General features: G+C 55.4%; 14 protein-coding genes. 3 read left to right on the forward strand and 11 right to left on the reverse strand.

All coding sequences use genetic code 11. From position 1 onward, the window contains the following. The first annotated feature begins 106 nt into the window (after positions 1-106). Positions 107-1198, forward strand: a complete 1092-nt coding sequence (locus TH30_RS13440; RefSeq protein WP_258548724.1) for an O-antigen ligase domain-containing protein — start codon at positions 107-109, stop codon at positions 1196-1198. Further along, positions 1191-2543 carry a prenyltransferase/squalene oxidase repeat-containing protein gene (locus TH30_RS13445; protein ID WP_114098608.1) on the forward strand — a complete coding sequence of 451 codons (1353 nt, stop codon included), beginning with the start codon at positions 1191-1193 and terminating at the stop codon, positions 2541-2543. Before TH30_RS13440 ends, TH30_RS13445 begins: the two co-directional genes overlap by 8 nt. Before the next feature lie 21 nt (positions 2544-2564). Here TH30_RS13445 and TH30_RS13450 read toward each other — a convergent pair whose 3' ends face one another. After that, positions 2565-2963 carry an EF-hand domain-containing protein gene (locus TH30_RS13450; protein WP_114098609.1) on the reverse strand — a complete coding sequence of 133 codons (399 nt, stop codon included), beginning with the start codon at positions 2961-2963 and terminating at the stop codon, positions 2565-2567. 260 nt (positions 2964-3223) lie between these two features. Between TH30_RS13450 and hrpB the strand changes: the two genes are divergently transcribed. After that, positions 3224-5731, forward strand: coding sequence for an ATP-dependent helicase HrpB (gene hrpB / locus TH30_RS13455; protein WP_114098610.1), 2508 nt, complete (start codon positions 3224-3226; stop codon positions 5729-5731). Between the two features lie 14 nt (positions 5732-5745). Here the strand turns inward: hrpB and TH30_RS13460 are convergent, their stop codons facing one another. The 10 genes from TH30_RS13460 to TH30_RS13505 all read right to left on the reverse strand — a co-directional run bounded on the left by TH30_RS13460 (position 5746) and on the right by TH30_RS13505 (position 15360). Further along, a complete protein-coding gene (locus TH30_RS13460) occupies positions 5746-7029 on the reverse strand; it encodes an amidase (RefSeq protein ID WP_114098611.1) in 1284 nt (427 codons plus the stop codon). After that, entirely contained in the window at positions 7026-8159 is a 1134-nt protein-coding gene (locus tag TH30_RS13465; RefSeq protein WP_220150317.1) for a M20 family metallopeptidase, read from the reverse strand. Before TH30_RS13465 ends, TH30_RS13460 begins: the two co-directional genes overlap by 4 nt. Before the next feature lie 47 nt (positions 8160-8206). Continuing rightward, positions 8207-8923: an ABC transporter ATP-binding protein gene (locus tag TH30_RS13470; RefSeq protein ID WP_114098612.1), complete on the reverse strand. Its 717-nt coding sequence runs from the start codon at positions 8921-8923 to the stop codon at positions 8207-8209. Positions 8924-8925: 2 nt separating this feature from the next. Next, positions 8926-9711 carry an ABC transporter ATP-binding protein gene (locus tag TH30_RS13475; protein ID WP_114098613.1) on the reverse strand — a complete coding sequence of 262 codons (786 nt, stop codon included), beginning with the start codon at positions 9709-9711 and terminating at the stop codon, positions 8926-8928. A gap of 1 nt (position 9712) precedes the next feature. Next, complete coding sequence (locus TH30_RS13480) at positions 9713-10864, reverse strand: branched-chain amino acid ABC transporter permease (protein ID WP_114098614.1); 1152 nt, start codon at positions 10862-10864, stop codon at positions 9713-9715. A gap of 3 nt (positions 10865-10867) precedes the next feature. Next, positions 10868-11788 carry a branched-chain amino acid ABC transporter permease gene (locus TH30_RS13485; RefSeq protein ID WP_220150318.1) on the reverse strand — a complete coding sequence of 307 codons (921 nt, stop codon included), beginning with the start codon at positions 11786-11788 and terminating at the stop codon, positions 10868-10870. A gap of 105 nt (positions 11789-11893) precedes the next feature. After that, the gene (locus TH30_RS13490) at positions 11894-13066 is read right to left on the reverse strand and encodes a branched-chain amino acid ABC transporter substrate-binding protein (protein WP_114098615.1); all 1173 of its coding nucleotides are present in this window, start codon (positions 13064-13066) and stop codon (positions 11894-11896) included. A 243-nt stretch (positions 13067-13309) separates the two neighbouring features. Next, a complete protein-coding gene (locus TH30_RS13495) occupies positions 13310-13873 on the reverse strand; it encodes a cupin domain-containing protein (protein WP_114098616.1) in 564 nt (187 codons plus the stop codon). Between the two features lie 304 nt (positions 13874-14177). Next, positions 14178-14657 carry a transcription elongation factor GreB gene (greB, locus tag TH30_RS13500; RefSeq protein WP_114098617.1) on the reverse strand — a complete coding sequence of 160 codons (480 nt, stop codon included), beginning with the start codon at positions 14655-14657 and terminating at the stop codon, positions 14178-14180. A 91-nt stretch (positions 14658-14748) separates the two neighbouring features. Beyond that, positions 14749-15360, reverse strand: coding sequence for a pyridoxamine 5'-phosphate oxidase family protein (locus tag TH30_RS13505; RefSeq protein ID WP_114098680.1), 612 nt, complete (start codon positions 15358-15360; stop codon positions 14749-14751). Positions 15361-15395 lie beyond the last annotated feature (35 nt).

The following is a 15395-nucleotide window of genomic DNA, read 5'->3' on the forward strand; positions in this document are numbered from 1 at the left end:
AGGCCGTGCCAATCTGCTTTGAAAACAAGGGGTTCAGTCTAGCGAAGATTTGCTTGCCTGTCGCGCGCCAATCAACAGAAGCAGGGACTGTGTGCCGAGGTGCAATATGACAGGCAGGCCTTATTCCCTGGCCGGGCGCGGGGATGTAAAAACACGTCTTGTTGACGTCGTTGCATCGCAGGTCTTGCCACTGTGGCTGGTGATTGCTGGCAACGCTGTGATGATCGCATCGCTGTGGCTGCTGGGCGCGGGCGGAATGATGGCCAAGCTGATCCTGCTGATTTTCTGGGTCATGATGCTGGCAGCGTATGGTCGCAATCTGCATTTCAAACCGGCCGGGCTGGTGGGTGGTTTGATCCTTTGTGCCCTGATCGGTTTGATCGGGCTGGGGGATGGCAGTCCGGGTGAGAAAATCCGTCTTGCGGGCAATCTGATGATGTTGCCGGTCGGGCTTGCTGCGGGATATGTGATCGGGCGTGATTGTTTGCGTATTCTTGTGCCATCACTCGCACTTTATCTTGTTCTTTCAAGCTCCTTTTATCTGACCCATGAAGGGTTTCGGCTTAATCACGCATTCCTGCTTCTGGGGTTCTTTGCGCTTTGCTCGGTCATGGCGTTGCCGGGTGGCCGATGGGCAGGCGGGGTTGCGGCCATCACCATTTTGCTGAGCCAGACGCGGATTGCGGTGATTGCGATGCTGATCAATCTGGTCGGCGGGATAAGGTTCGGACGGGCCGTGACCGTGCTGGTCGGGGTCACAGGTCTTGGGATCATGGCGGCATTGATCGCGCAGTATCTGCCACGTCTTTTGATGACCCATGACAGTGGAAGGCTGGTTTTCTGGCAGGAGTTTGCCGATCTCTGGCGTGATGGTCCGCCATCGCGGCAATGGCTTGGTTTCGGGGCCGGATCGGTTGAGGAAATCCTGTCGGGATCATCGTCATTTGCCTCATTTGGCGCACTTCATAATGATCATTTCCGTATCCTGTTTGAAACCGGGATGGTTGGGGCCATTTTGTGGCTTTGGGCATGGGGAATGATGATCTGGTCGGTGCGTCAGGTGCGGTTATCGGTCTGTATCCTGATTTCGGTATTTGTGACGATGGTGACCGATAACAGTCTGAATTACGGGCACTATCTGATGTGTGCGGCAATTGCATCGGGGATTGCCGCACACACAGGAGGACCGCGTGAATAGGGCCGTTCTGATCAATGTTCGGGACCGGGTTCTGGCACGCATGCGGCAAGCGGATTTTGCCGGTGCCGATCCGTTTGACGGGCTTGAAAGTCGATTATTCCAGGTATCGGGTCTTGGACGGTTTCGAATTGCCCGTCTGATCTGGTTGCAGGCGATCAAGCGCGGACCGGGTGTCTTGCGACGGTTTGCCATGATCCCGCCGATGATGAATCCCAAAACGCTGGCACTGCTGAATGGTGGTGCGGGTGGTGTCCGGCTTGGTGATTTTTCCGGGCAATTGATCGCGATGCAAAATGCCGATGGCGGGTGGGGATATCCGTTTGAATGGCAAGCGCGGGCCTTTTACGCCAGACGTCATCAAAGCAATGCGATTGTCACAAGTTTTGTGATTGATGGATTGCTGGCAGGCGGCATGACGCCAGACCATGCAGCCCTGATCCGGGCGGGGGAATTCATTGCACGTGATCTTTGGCGCGATGGCTATTTCGCCTATTTTGATCATGATGCGAGCGAAATTTACAATGCCAGCCTATGGGCGGCCTTTGCGTTAAATCGCATTCTGCCCGGAAATGAAAAATCCCGGCGCGCCTTGGTGCGCGTCATCAACGCGCAATGCGATGATGGCAGCTGGGCCTATGGCACGCGCGGGCATCATGGTTTTGTCGATGGCTTTCATACCGGCTACATCCTTGATCTGCTTGACCGGTTTCGGACGACTGGCGTTGAAGGGGCGGAGATTGGCGGGCTGGATGGCGTGATCGCACGTGGCTGGCAGTTTTATCGTAGCAACTGCTTTGATCCGGACGGTATTCCCAGAAGCTTTGCCAGCAAGGATGGTTATCTTGATGCTCATGCGGTGGCGCAGGCGATGGCAGGCCTGTGCCGGTTTGGTGAGGTGGTCGATGCGGTCAGGCTGGCACATTGGGCGGTGCAGATGCTTTTTGATCCGGCGCGCGATGTGTTTCATGCCGGGATCGGACGGTTTGGGGTTGATCGGCAAAACTATCTGCGCTGGACGCAAGCCTGGATGGTCTGGGCCCTTTCGATCGTGATAGAAAGAATGGCATTGAAACAGCAAGACACGCCCATGCCAACGCTTGATCCAAACGCAGCACTTTCATTTCCCCATCCCGATCCGGACAGGGCGGACAAGGAAGCGGCATTGCGCAACCTGTCCGAAGACGCCTTTTGCACGCTTTATGCCATTACGCGGGACGAAGCCGCGCGCATGAAAAACACAGGCGAGATGGAAGCGCTTTATGGCCTGACGCGCGGGATGAAAACCCTGCAACGGATTGGCGGAGAACGCGGGATCATTCTTCGGATTGCGCGTTCAGGCGCATAAAGCGGGGCAGTGTGTGGACTGTCAGCGTTGCGACATCTCGTCACTGGTCAACTGACCATCACCATTGGCATCAAGATGTTTGAACATCCGGGCATGGATGGCCTGAAATTCTTCGAGTGACAGGCTGCCATCACCGTTGGTGTCCATCATGACGATCATCATGTCGGGCCCATGCATCCTGCCCGCCATCATGCCAGATCCCATCATCATTCCGGCACCCGGCATGCCGTTACAGGAATAGGCCATATTGCCATAACCTTGTCCTTGCATCATTCCCTGACCCTGCATAGGACCCTGACCACCTTGCATCATGCCCTGTCCGGGCTGTTTCATCATCGGCGAGCCTTGTTGTGCATTTGCCAGACCAATAGAGCCTGCAAGTGCCAAACTAAATACGGTTACTGCGAGAATGTTCTTCATCGATCGTCTCCGGTTTCTGGGCTGGGGTGTTTTCCTGCAAGCTGCCTGAGCACTGATATGAAATGAGAGAACAGGCATCTGCCTAAACCAACAAGGAGAGCCTATCACGGTATGACATCGGGCCGCATTGAGGCCGATCAAAGGGCAAGGATCAGGGATCTGGTGAAATATCGATGTAACTGAGCGCTTGCGCCAAACAACAGCACAGGGATATTGCTAGGCAGAGCAACGATGTCGTCCGTTCAATATCGAAAGATCACATGACCTCTGCATTCCCGGCCCTTCCGATTGATGCCGTCCTGCCCGAATTTTGCGCGGCGCTGGAAACGGGAACCAATGCGGTTTTGCAAGCTCCGCCGGGCGCAGGCAAGACGACCAAGGTGCCCTTGGCGTTGCTGGATGCCGGGTGGCGTGGCGATCAGAAGATCATCATGCTTGAACCCCGCAGGCTCGCCGCCCGGGCGGCTGCGCGCCGCATGGCGCAGCTTCTGGGCGAGGGGGTTGGCGAGCGGGTGGGCTATCGCGTTCGCTTTGACAGCAAGATATCGGCCAGGACCAAAATCGAGGTCGTGACCGAGGGTATTCTGGTCCGGATGATTCAGGATGACCCGGAACTTTCGGGCATTGGCGCGATCCTGTTTGACGAGTTTCACGAACGATCCCTTGATGCCGATCTTGGATTGGCCTTGGCGCTGGAAACCCAAGGGGCACTGCGCGATGATCTGCGCATTGTGGTGATGTCGGCAACCCTTGATGGCGGGCCGATTGCAACGCTTATGGGCGACTGCCCGGTGATTACGTCCGAGGGGCGCGCCTTCCCGGTCGAAACCCGCTATTTCCCGCCCAAGCCCGATAAATGGGGCAATATCCGCATTGACGCGGAAATGACGGCGGCGATCAAAACCGCCCTTCGCGAAGAAAGCGGATCGATCCTTGCCTTCCTGCCCGGACAGGGCGAAATCACAAGGGTCGAGGCGGCATTAAAAGAAGTGGTTGGCAGCGATACCATCATCGCCCCGCTTTATGGCGCAATGGATGCCAAGGCACAGGATATCGCGATCCAGCCGGCATCAGAAGGCAAGCGCAAGGTGGTGCTGGCAACCGCGATTGCCGAAACGTCGCTGACCATTGATGGTATTCGCGTCGTGGTCGATAGCGGGTTGCAACGCCTGCCGCGTTTTGATCCGGCATCGGGCATGACCCGGCTGATCACGGTCAAATCATCGCAGGCAAGTGCCGAACAGCGCCGCGGTCGTGCCGGACGACTGGAGCCCGGTATTTGTTATCGCCTGTGGGCGGAAAATGAACAGCGCGCCCGTGCGCCCTTTACCGCGCCCGAAATTGCCGAGGCCGATCTGGCCCCGCTGACCCTTGAACTTGCGCGCTGGGGGGTAACGGATCCCAAAAGCCTGCCCTGGCTTGATGTACCCGAAGCCGCCAAGATTGATCAGGCGCGCGATATCCTGCGCGGGCTTGAGGCGATTGATACTGACAACCGCATCACCGCCATGGGAACGGCAATGGCGGGGATCCCGGTCCATCCCAGACTGGCGCATATGATGTTGCGCGGCGCGGCCTTGGGGCTTGACCAGATTGCCTGTGCCTTGGCGGCACTGCTTTCGGATCGGGATTTCATGCGCGGGCGCGGGGCGGATTTAAGGTTGCGGATTGAGGCCATCCTGCGCGGTCATGCCCCCAAAATGATCAGCGAGGCCGCCAAGCAACTTGCACGCAGGCTTTCTGATGTGGTGCATCAGGCAAACCTTCCCAAAGGTGAAGGCACAAAGGTTGATCGCGCGGATGAGGTCGGGTTGCTTCTGGCCTTTGCCTATCCCGACCGGATTGGCGAACGGCGCAAGGGGGCCGATGCGCGCTATCGCCTGTCAGGTGGGCGCGGGGGCGTTTTACCCAATGAAGACAGCCTTGCGAATGAGGCCTATATCGCGGTGGCCGAACTGGACGGGCAGGCGCGCGAGGCCAGAATTTACCTTGCCGCCCCGGTGGCGCGGGCAACTCTTGAAACACATTTCGCCGATCAGATTTCCGAAGGCACAGAGGTTTTCTGGGATACCCAATCAGACGCCGTGCAGGCTCGCTGGCAGCGCCGGATCGGGGCATTGGTGCTTGATGAAAAAGCCACCCATGACGAAGCCGATCCCGATGCGATTGCAACGGCGATGATCGAAGGTATCCGCAAGATCGGTCTGCATTGCCTGCCTTGGGACAAGGCATCAGAAGGTCTGCGTGAACGGTTATCCTTCCTGCATCGGGTGGATGGCGATCACTGGCCTGATGTGTCTGATGACGGGTTGCTGGGATCGCTTGAAACTTGGATTGCACCCTATTTGACCGGCATTACCAAGCGCGGGCAGCTTAAACAGATCAATCTGTCCGAGGCATTGCTGGCCGGGATTGACTGGAACCAGCGACAGGAACTGGACCGCCTTGCGCCCACCCATTGGCAAGTGCCGACCGGATCAAACATCCGCATTGATTATAGCGGTGAAAAACCGGCCCTGCCGGTGCGCATGCAGGAAATGTTCGGCGCGACCGAAACGCCAAAGGTCGCCGGAGGCAAGGTTGCCGTGACCCTGCATCTGCTATCCCCGGCCCAGCGCCCGATACAGGTCACAAGTGATCTGGTGGGTTTCTGGAACGGATCCTATGCGCAGGTCAAAGCCGAGATGAAGGGACGCTATCCCAAACATTACTGGCCCGATGATCCGCTTCAGGCGGAACCCACACGCCGGGTTAAAAGCCGGATGTAGGTTCCTGTCCGAAATCAAAGATGACGGGAAATCCAGTCGGCTGCCTTGAGCATGCGGGCATCATCACCAAAGCGACCAATCACCTGCAAGCCAACCGGCATATTGTTCGGGCCAGACAGACCCGGAACGTTGATGCAAGGCACGCCCGAGAACGTCCAGATACGGTTAAACACCGGATCACCCGTGGCGTTGAGGCCAACCGGTGCTTCGCCCGGGGCGCTTGGGCAGATCAGGATATCATAATCCCCCATGGCATCGGAAAGGGCGGTGCGGCTTAGTTTTGCCTGATCAAGTGCCTTGTCATAATCAGATGTCAGAACATTCATCCCGGCATCAAACCGTTCGCGGAACTTTGCGCTGGCCTGATCGGGGTGGTTTGAAACATCATAAAGGCCGGTAAAGCTGACCTCATAATCCATCGCAATGCCATGGGCGCTGGCAAGCGTTGCAAAGATGTCGGGCAGGGTGAAGTTGGAAACCTTCGCACCGGCTTTCCCAAGTCTGGTTGCGGCATCTTCGATCAGTGACTGGGTGGTTGCGTCGGCCGCATCCCATTGCGGCGTCTGGCAAAACCCGATTGTCGGAACGAAGTCGCCGGACTGGTTGCTGATATCAAGTTCGGGGCGTCGTCCAAGGATCGCGGCAAGGAAACCGGCATCCTTCACCGTCCGGGTCATAACCCCGAGGTGATCCATCGATGGCGCGAGGGGACGGATGCCGGTTAACGGCAAGAAACCGTAACTGGGTTTATAGCCAACAACCCCGCAATAGGATGCAGGACGGATAATCGAACCGGCGGTCTGGGTGCCGAGTGCTGCCGGAACATGATAATCGGCAACTGCGGCCGCCGAGCCGCTTGATGATCCGCCCGGAGTTCTGGTCAGATCGTTGGGATTGGCGGTTTTTCCCGGCTGGAAATAGGCAAATTCCGTCGAGACGGTTTTACCAAGGACAATGCCACCGGCATTGCGGATGGTCGCAACGCAGGCTGCGTCCTGTGCCGGTTGATGACCTTCATAGATCGGTGATCCATACCCGGTCGGCATGTCGACGGTATCAATCAGATCCTTGATCCCGATCGGAAGACCCGAAAGCGGGCCAGTGGTGGTCTTGGCGGCAGGGGCGCTTGCCTGTGCCTTGGCGCTGTCGGCATTGATATGCATCCAGGCACCAACATCCCCTTCACGTTCGGAAATGCGTTCAAGGCAGGATGCCAAAAGCGTTTCAGCGGTCAGTTTACCGTCCGAAAGTGCGCTGGCCGCTTCAAGAAGCGACAATCTGTTTGGCTGTGACATCATTGATTGTTCCAGTTTTCAGCCAGCGCACGATAGATACCGACGGCTTCTTCGATCCGCGAGACATAGCAAAACTCGTCGGTCTGGTGGGCCATGGCGGCTTCGCCCGGGCCAAGAATGACGGTTGGGGCAAAGTCATAGGCACGGGTGAAAATCGACGCATCGGTAAAATAGGCCGCAGTCCTGTTTTCAATCGGGCCGTCATGAAGCGGTGCGACCACCTCGAACACTGACTGCATCCACGGATCATCCGGCGATGTCCAGACCGGTTCAAGATTGACCGTCGGGGTCAATGTCACCTCGTCGCCCAGATAGGAGGCCAGCTGTTCAAGAATGACCTCGTTATCCTGACCGGGGATGGTGCGCACATCAATGCCGATTTCCGCACGGTTGGGGACGGAGTTGACGTTAATGCCGCCATCAACCGTCCCAACATTCAAGGTCGCGGGCCCCATCACCGGATGACGGGCGACGTTGAAGTCATAGTCTTCGAGCTTGGTGATCGCGCGCGATGCCTTGTAAATGGCATTGACGCCAAGTTCGGGCATCGAACCGTGCGCGGTGACACCGTCGGTCGTGGCTTTCATCCAAAGCGCTCCCTTGTGCCCGACATAGGGGTAGTTTGATGTCGGTTCGGCAACGACGATGGCACCGGACTTGCCAATCACATCGCCAAGTCCGGCGATATAGGCAGCACCCTCGCAGCCGGTTTCTTCGCCCGCCGTTATCAGAAGAACCACACCGGGACCCTTGGCCAGATCAGGCGCAATTTCAATCACGGCGGCGACAAAGGCGGCGACGCCCGATTTCATGTCGCTTGATCCGCGACCATAAAGTTTGCCATCGGCAATGTCGGCACCAAACGGCGCCATGGACCATTCGGTATGACCAAGCGGGACGGTATCAAGATGACCGGTAAAGCATATCGGGGGACAGGTTTCTGACCCGCCGATCCGCGCAATCAGGTTGGTTCGACCCGGTGCGAAGTCATGATAGGAAATGTCAAAACCATTTTCTGCCAGCAGCTTGCCGACATATTCGACGCAATCCTTTTCAGGATTGACCGGATTGACGGTTTCAAACCGGATGAGTTGACGGGTCAGTTCGACCGCATCAATTTTGGTGTTGGGCACGTTTTATCCCCTGTGTTCCTGATATTTTCAGAAGCGTGTTTCGGTGACTAGCCGAAATAGGCCTCGTGGACTTCCTTGTTTTCGGACAGTTCCTGTGCCGTTCCTTCGGCGACAACACGTCCCTGCGACATCACGTAGCCGTAATGGGCAATGGCCAGTGTTTGATGCACATTCTGTTCGACAAGGAACACTGTGATGCCCTGATCGTTGATCCGCTTGATGATGTTGAAGTTTTCTTTGACAAACAGCGGCGACAAGCCCAGAGACGGCTCGTCAATCAACAGGACCTTGGGGGCCGCCATCAGGCCGCGCCCGATGGACACCATTGCCTGTTCACCGCCCGACATCGTTCCGGCCAGCTGATTGCGGCGTTCCTTAAGGCGCGGGAAAATTTCGAACACCTGATCCATGCGATCTTTCAGGACGGCTTCGGTATTTTCCTGATATCCGCCAAGACGGAGGTTATCGACAACCGTCATTTTCGGGAAAACCTTGCGGCCTTCGGGGATACAGGCAATGCCCGCTGAAATGATCTTGTGGGTCGGAAGCCCGACCAGACTTTGACCATCAATCAGAATGTCGCCGGCACGCGGTGGCGTCAGGCCAAGAATGGCGCGAATGATGGTGGATTTCCCGGCACCGTTTGATCCCAGCAGGCAGGTGATTTTGCCTGCCGGGACCTTAAGCGATACGCCTTCGAGAACATCGGCGGAATCATAGGCCGCGTAGATGTCCCTGACTTCAAGTGCACTTGCAGTGGCCATGATTATTCTCCCCCCAGATAGGCTTCCTGGACAAGCTTGTCCGAGGCGACGTCACGATACGCACCTTCACAAATTTTCTGACCGAAATTCAGGACAATGCATTTGTCTGTCACGCGTTCGATCATGCCCATTTCATGTTCGACCAGAATGATGGACAGGCCATCGATCATTTCGCGGACTTCAAGAATGTCATCCATCAATTCGCGGGTTTCTTCGTGGGTCATGCCCGCCGAAGGTTCATCAAGAAGCAACAGACGCGGATGACTGATCAGGGCGCGGCAAATTTCGATACGGCGACGGTCAATCATGCGCAGGCTTCCGACCGGATCGAACATCTTCTCGGCCAGTGCAGGATCAAAAATCTTCAGAAGCTTGCGGGCTTCTTCGTGATTTTCCTGGATCTGTTCCTTAAGGGCCTTGCGCTGGAAGATATTGAACAGCAGGCCCTGATTAAGGCGCTTGTGGTTGCCGATCATGATGTTGTCAAAGATCGACAATTCAAGACACAGGCGCGAACGCTGGAACGTGCGGGCAACCCCGGCTTCGTAGACTTTCTGGGCAGGCCAGCTTGTGATGTCCTGTCCGAGAAATTCGATGCTGCCGCCATTGGCTTCATAGATGCCGGTCAGCACGTTAAACGACGTTGTCTTGCCCGATCCGTTCGGCCCGATAAGGCCAAGGATCTGGCCATTGGTAAGTTCCATGTCGAACTTGTTAAGCGCAATCACGCCGCCGAAACGCCGGGTCAGTCCGCGAAAGGTCAGTACGGTTTCTTGTTGCTGGGCCATATCAACCTCTCCAGCCTGGAATATATGCGCGCAAACCACGCGGAAGGATGCCCTGCGGACGGAACAGCAGGATCAGGATCATCACGACCGCATAGATCAGGAACCGGTATTCCTGAATGACCTGAAGCTTTTCAGGCAGCAGAACGACAAGACCGGCGGCAAGGATCGTGCCCCACAGGCTTCCCATCCCGCCGAGCAACACGATGGAAACAAGGATCAGTGAGTCCGAGAACGCAAAGTTCGACGGCGCAATAAAGCCAAGCATCATGGCGTACAGCGCACCAGCCGTTCCGGCCAGGAAGTTGCCAAGGGTAAAGGCAACAATTTTCCAGCGTTTGATATTGATGCCAAAGCAGGCCGCAGCGGTTTCATCAAGACGAACCGCATCGAAATTCAACCCGATCCATGACCGTTCAATACGACGCATCAGAACAAAGGTCAGAACCACCATAATCAGCGCCAAAACCACGTAGTTCATATAGAACGAGATTTCGAGGTTTTCGCTGATTTCGATGTTGTTGTTAAAGTCCCAGCCAAACAGGTTCATGCCCGAAACGCCCAGCCCTTGCGGGCCGCCAAGCGTGTCGTTGACCTCAAGGAAGGTACGGAACAAAAGACCAAAGGCGATGGTGACAACGGCGGCATAATGGCCGCGTGTACGCAGAACCGGAATAATCAGCACCGATCCGACAATGGCTGCAATGATGCCGCCAAGCAGGATGACAAGCAGCAGCGGCACGGATGTATCGCCAAGCACAGCTGCGGTATAGCAACCCACCCCAAAGAATGCCGCCCCGGCAAAGTTCACAACACCGGTGAAGCCGAACTGAATGTTCAGGCCGCAACAGGCAATCACATACAAAAGGACAGTCGCGATCATCAGAAGCGGGAAGTGATCTTCGCGGAACCAGAAAACAACGGCAATGGTTGCCGCGATGAAGGCAAAGTTCATCAGCCGTTCATTCCGCGCCAGGCTTTGCGCGATGGAGGCGGTGATGCCAAGTTTGGCACCGCCAAGAACCAGTGCAGCGGCAAATACCAGCAGGGCAAAGATTTCGACCTGTTCTTCAATGGCGATGAAGGTGATCGAAAAGGCAGCAATCACAGCGGCCAGAAGAATGATGACAAGTTTGTCTTTTAACGATTGCGTCATCGATCAGACCCTTTCGCTCGTTTTTTCGGCGATCAGGCCGGTTGGACGCCAGGCGATGATGGCAATAACAACTGCAAACGCGAAAACGTCTTTGTACGCACTGGCAAAGGGCAGGGCGACGGCACCAAGGGTCTGCAATCCGGCAAACAGGAAACCGCCAAGAATGGCGCCATAGATGTTGCCAAGGCCGCCAACGATGGCCGCACTAAAGCCGATAACACCAAGCAACAGGCCCATGCCGAAGTTGATTTCATTGTAGTAAAGGCCGTTCATGACACCGGCAAAGGCCGCCACACCCGAACCCAGCGCAAAGGTCAGAAGCACAATCATTTTGAAATTGATGCCCATGCATTTGGCGGTTTCTTCGTCCTGGGCCACAGCACGGATTGCCAGACCAAGACGGGTACGGTTGATCAGCATATTGACGCCGACAATCACCAGAAGGCCACCGACCAGCAGGATGACGCTGTCGGAACGCAGGGTGAAGGACCCCAGTGACCATGAATCGGTCGGCAGAAGGGCCGGGAAGTGTTTCGGGTTCGAGCCGTCCGGGTAAAACAGACGGATGGCTTCGCGCAGAACCGTGCCCAGCATCAACGTAACCAGCAGGGTATTAAGTGGCGGTGCCGATTTCAGCGGAAGCACCAGATAGCGGGCAATGACAGCACCGAGAATGGCCATCGATCCGATGGAGATAACCAGAACACCGATCAACTGAATGAAAGCGTTGTCGATCCCGATCGCAGTCATGCCGAGATAGGTCGAGAAACCTGCGAAAGTACCGACCATCAAGACATCACCATGGGAGAACTTGATGACATCAAGCACACCGAAAAACAGTGTGAAGCCAACAGCGACAAGGGCATACATCATGCCAAGCATCATGCCGTTAACAACAAACTGACCGAGAAGGCCCACATCCATGGCCAACCTACCTTTTTGTTTTGATTGATTTAAATTGCTTGCGAGAAATGCAATGAGCCCCTTCCTGCCCGAAAAACCGGACAGGAAGGGCCGCATCAGACCGGCTTATTTGCCAGCAAGTTTACGGGCGCCGGTTGCGTATTCGCTGTCTTCCCAGACCACCCATTTGCCGTCCTGGACGACATATTTGGTGATGGCGGCAACGGTGTTCTGACCGTGATCATCAAACGAGATTTTACCAACGATCGAGTCATGACCCTGAATGTCGCCAAGGTATTTGGTCAGTTTTTTGCGGTTCGGACCGACTTCCTCGATACCATCAAGGATCAGGCTCATTGCAGCAAAGGCGAACGGGCCATAGGCTTCTTCGTCTTCGGCAAAACCGGCTGCTTTGTATTTCTCGGTAAAGTACTGGCCACCCGGAAGTTTGTCCACCGGTGCACCTTCAAGGAAGCTGACAACGCCTTCGGAAAGTTCGGTGCCAACGCCTTCGATGAAGGCATCAGACTTGATACCCGATACGCCCTGGAACTGTGCGCTGATGCCAAGCTTTTCCATCTGCGAACGCACGCGGACGCCAAGCGGAACCAGACCACCGAAATAGATGACATCCGGGTTCAGCTGTTTGGCTTTGGTCAGCTCGGCAGTGAAGTCCTGCTGGTCAGCCGGAACACCGAAATCAGCAAGGATTTCGCCGCCATTCTGGGTCAGATACTCGGAGAAGTATTTGTTGTGGCCTTTGCCGTAATCGGTCGTGTCGTGAATGATGACCCAGGTTTTATAACCCTGTTCAGCCATGAACTTTGCTGCGACATCGTTCTGGTTGATCATCGTGCCGTTCACGCGATGGATTTCTTTGTAATCGTTGCCATAGGTGACATCGGGAAGAACAGCACCCCACACCGACATCGGCAGGTTGAATTTGTGATAGATGTCAACAGCGCCCATCGCCACAGCCGAGCAATAGTGGCCAACAAGGCCGATAATCGATCTGTCAGCGGCAACTTTGGTTGCAACCTGAACGCCGACGTTCGGTTTGCATTCGGAATCCATCGCAACTAGTTCATATTCGTACTTGGCATCCGGGTCTGCGTTACGGAGCTGAACAGCAAGCTCTGCCGAGTTACGACCGCCAACACCGATTGCCGATACGCCACCGGTCAGCGGGCCAATGAAGGCAACTTTTACTTTGTCTTTTGCATCGGCGATGCCGGCACCAACCGTCAGTGCCATCGTCAGTGCAATCGCAGAAACGGTCGATTTGCGTAGAATGTTCATCAAGATAAGCCCCCTGTTGGCTTTTTGGAAAACAACTCATACGGAGCCGAATTCGGACTCCGGAGGTTTCGCCAGCCATATCGATGCGAGATTTATGTTCCTTCCCGAACCTGGGTCTTATGACCCGGCCACCTTGTGTACGGTGGAATTCCGACTTAGCCAGCAGAGGCATACTGACCAAGTCTTTCTTATTGGTCAAGTGACTTGACCAATAAGAAAGTAGTTTTACTTAGAGCATGAAAACTAGAAGGTTGGCGGTGTGTTCACCCACAAAACCCTGGTTTCCTTATCGGTCGGATTGCGATAGCCGTGCGGCATTCGTGACGGGAAAAAGAATGAGTCGCCTGGCATCAGGTGATATTCGACACCATCGACATTCAGATCGAGCTCCCCTTCAAGCACATAACCAAGTTCTTCGCCTTCATGGACGATGGTGCCCGAACTGCCGCCACCGGCACGGACAATATGGATCGCGCCAAACAGCAAATGACCGGCGGATGGGGAAACCAGTGTTTCAAGGCCGACACCTTCGCCGGGGCGAATGTTACTGGTATGAAGAACTTGTCGTGTTCCAGCGCGCGACACAATGCTGTCGTTGCTTTCGCTAAACAGGTTGCTGATCGATGTTTCAAGGACAGCGACAATCCTGTGTAGAAGCTGGAGTGATGGTTTGACCCTGTCATTTTCCAGTTTGGACAGAAAGCCTTCCGAGCATTCTACCTGATCGGCGAGATCGCAAAGTCGCATGCCTTTGATCTTGCGTGCATGGCGCAGTTTCGTGCCAATCGAGAATGTAGGATCACTCATTTTTAAATTCCGGTCGTTTTTATATCGTACTGGCTCGCCAGAAATGAATTATTTCCGGGAAACGATCTGTTTTAAAATTTGAACTGTATGTCGCTAATCATGAGCGCGATTTGGATCATTGCGCAAGGCTTCTGACGAGAAATTGTTTCTTGTCGTCTGTTCTTTCTGCCAGCTGGTGCGCTGTTTACCCCGCGAAATCAGTTATCTGACTGCGCGGAGTTGCCGGGGGTAGTGCAACTTTTGCAAGAAATCCCGTTGTTTCGCGTTTGACAGGCAGATTGCCGAGGTTCGATCCTGTCACCAACTAGCCCGGGTAGCTGATTTCAAGGACTTCGAGTTCGTCCTCGCCCGCCGGGGTGCGGAAGGTGACAACATCGCCGACCGTGGCCTTCATCAATGCGCGCGCGACCGGGGAAATCCAGCTGATCTTGCCATTGAGGCTGTCGGCCTCGTCCTCGCCGACGATGCGGATGGTTTTTTCCTCGTCGCGGGAATTTACATAGGTGACAGTGGCCCCAAAGAAGATGCGCGAATGATCGGGCTGTTCTTCGGGGCGGACAACAACGGCATCCTCGATCCGCTTGCGCAGATATCTTACGCGACGGTCAATCTCGCGCAGGCGTCGTTTGCCATAGATGTAATCGCCATTTTCCGAACGATCACCATTGCCCGCCGCCCAATGCACAACGGCAACCACTTCGGGGCGTTCCTTTTTCCAAAGGTGATCAAGTTCGGCGCGCAGCGTCGCAAGACCCTCGGGCGTGATGTAAATCGGTCTGTCCATGCGCGGGTTTTAACCCAACTTGCTCTCTTCGGAAAGATGCAATCAAACCCCGGCAAATCAGGCCGGGCAATTGATGGACGATCGCAATGACCTAAAGACTTTGGCGGTAACGGGCTTCCATTTCCGATTGCGTTTCGTTGGGGCCTTCGCTGTTCATCTGGTCTTTAAGCATCTGTCCCATGGTGGGAAGTTCGGCACGGTCAATGCGGGCATCGGCTGACCAAAGTTCGGAGCGCATGAACGCCTTGGCACAATGCAAAAAGGCACAGGTGACGGTGATGGCAAGGACCGAACGCGGAGCTGTATCGCGTTCGGTAAATTCGGCGCAGAAGTCAGGGTCGGTGACGATCTTGATCGTCCCGCGAATGCGCAAGGTTTCATTGACGCCGGGGATCATGAAAAGCAGTGCAACCTGCGGGTTTTGGGCAAGGTTTCCCAGATTGTCCAACCGGTTGTTGCCGGGGCGATCGGGCAGGACCAGCGTATTATCATCTTTGACATGGACAAAGCCCGGCAATCCGCCGCGTGGACTAAGATCAGGTTCGGCACTGGGTGTCGCGGTTGACAGGATGCAAAACGGCGACAGGGAAATGAACTTCTTGCAGTGGATGTCAAGCTTTTGAAGTTCTTTGGCCTTGGCCCGTGCTCCGACTTCGGGATAGTGCGCCAGGATTTCAGAACGGGGCGTGTCCGGTGACGACATCGTTGCTTCCTTTTTGCTTTTCAGATCGCAGAAAA

The organism is Thalassospira profundimaris, assembly GCF_003326795.1.
Lineage (GTDB): Bacteria > Pseudomonadota > Alphaproteobacteria > Rhodospirillales > Thalassospiraceae > Thalassospira > Thalassospira profundimaris_C.

What these genes read in the sequence shown, in the direction of transcription:
- TH30_RS13440 (WP_258548724.1), top strand. Translation starts at nt 107, where the DNA reads ATGACAGGCAGGCCTTATTCCCTGGCCGGGCGCGGGGATGTAAAAACA.
- TH30_RS13450 (WP_114098609.1), bottom strand. Translation starts at nt 2,963, where the DNA reads ATGAAGAACATTCTCGCAGTAACCGTATTTAGTTTGGCACTTGCAGGC.
- hrpB (WP_114098610.1), top strand. Translation starts at nt 3,224, where the DNA reads ATGACCTCTGCATTCCCGGCCCTTCCGATTGATGCCGTCCTGCCCGAA.
- TH30_RS13460 (WP_114098611.1), bottom strand. Translation starts at nt 7,029, where the DNA reads ATGATGTCACAGCCAAACAGATTGTCGCTTCTTGAAGCGGCCAGCGCA.
- TH30_RS13470 (WP_114098612.1), bottom strand. Translation starts at nt 8,923, where the DNA reads ATGGCCACTGCAAGTGCACTTGAAGTCAGGGACATCTACGCGGCCTAT.
- TH30_RS13475 (WP_114098613.1), bottom strand. Translation starts at nt 9,711, where the DNA reads ATGGCCCAGCAACAAGAAACCGTACTGACCTTTCGCGGACTGACCCGG.
- TH30_RS13480 (WP_114098614.1), bottom strand. Translation starts at nt 10,864, where the DNA reads ATGACGCAATCGTTAAAAGACAAACTTGTCATCATTCTTCTGGCCGCT.
- TH30_RS13485 (WP_220150318.1), bottom strand. Translation starts at nt 11,788, where the DNA reads ATGGATGTGGGCCTTCTCGGTCAGTTTGTTGTTAACGGCATGATGCTT.
- TH30_RS13490 (WP_114098615.1), bottom strand. Translation starts at nt 13,066, where the DNA reads ATGAACATTCTACGCAAATCGACCGTTTCTGCGATTGCACTGACGATG.
- TH30_RS13495 (WP_114098616.1), bottom strand. Translation starts at nt 13,873, where the DNA reads ATGAGTGATCCTACATTCTCGATTGGCACGAAACTGCGCCATGCACGC.
- greB (WP_114098617.1), bottom strand. Translation starts at nt 14,657, where the DNA reads ATGGACAGACCGATTTACATCACGCCCGAGGGTCTTGCGACGCTGCGC.
- TH30_RS13505 (WP_114098680.1), bottom strand. Translation starts at nt 15,360, where the DNA reads ATGTCGTCACCGGACACGCCCCGTTCTGAAATCCTGGCGCACTATCCC.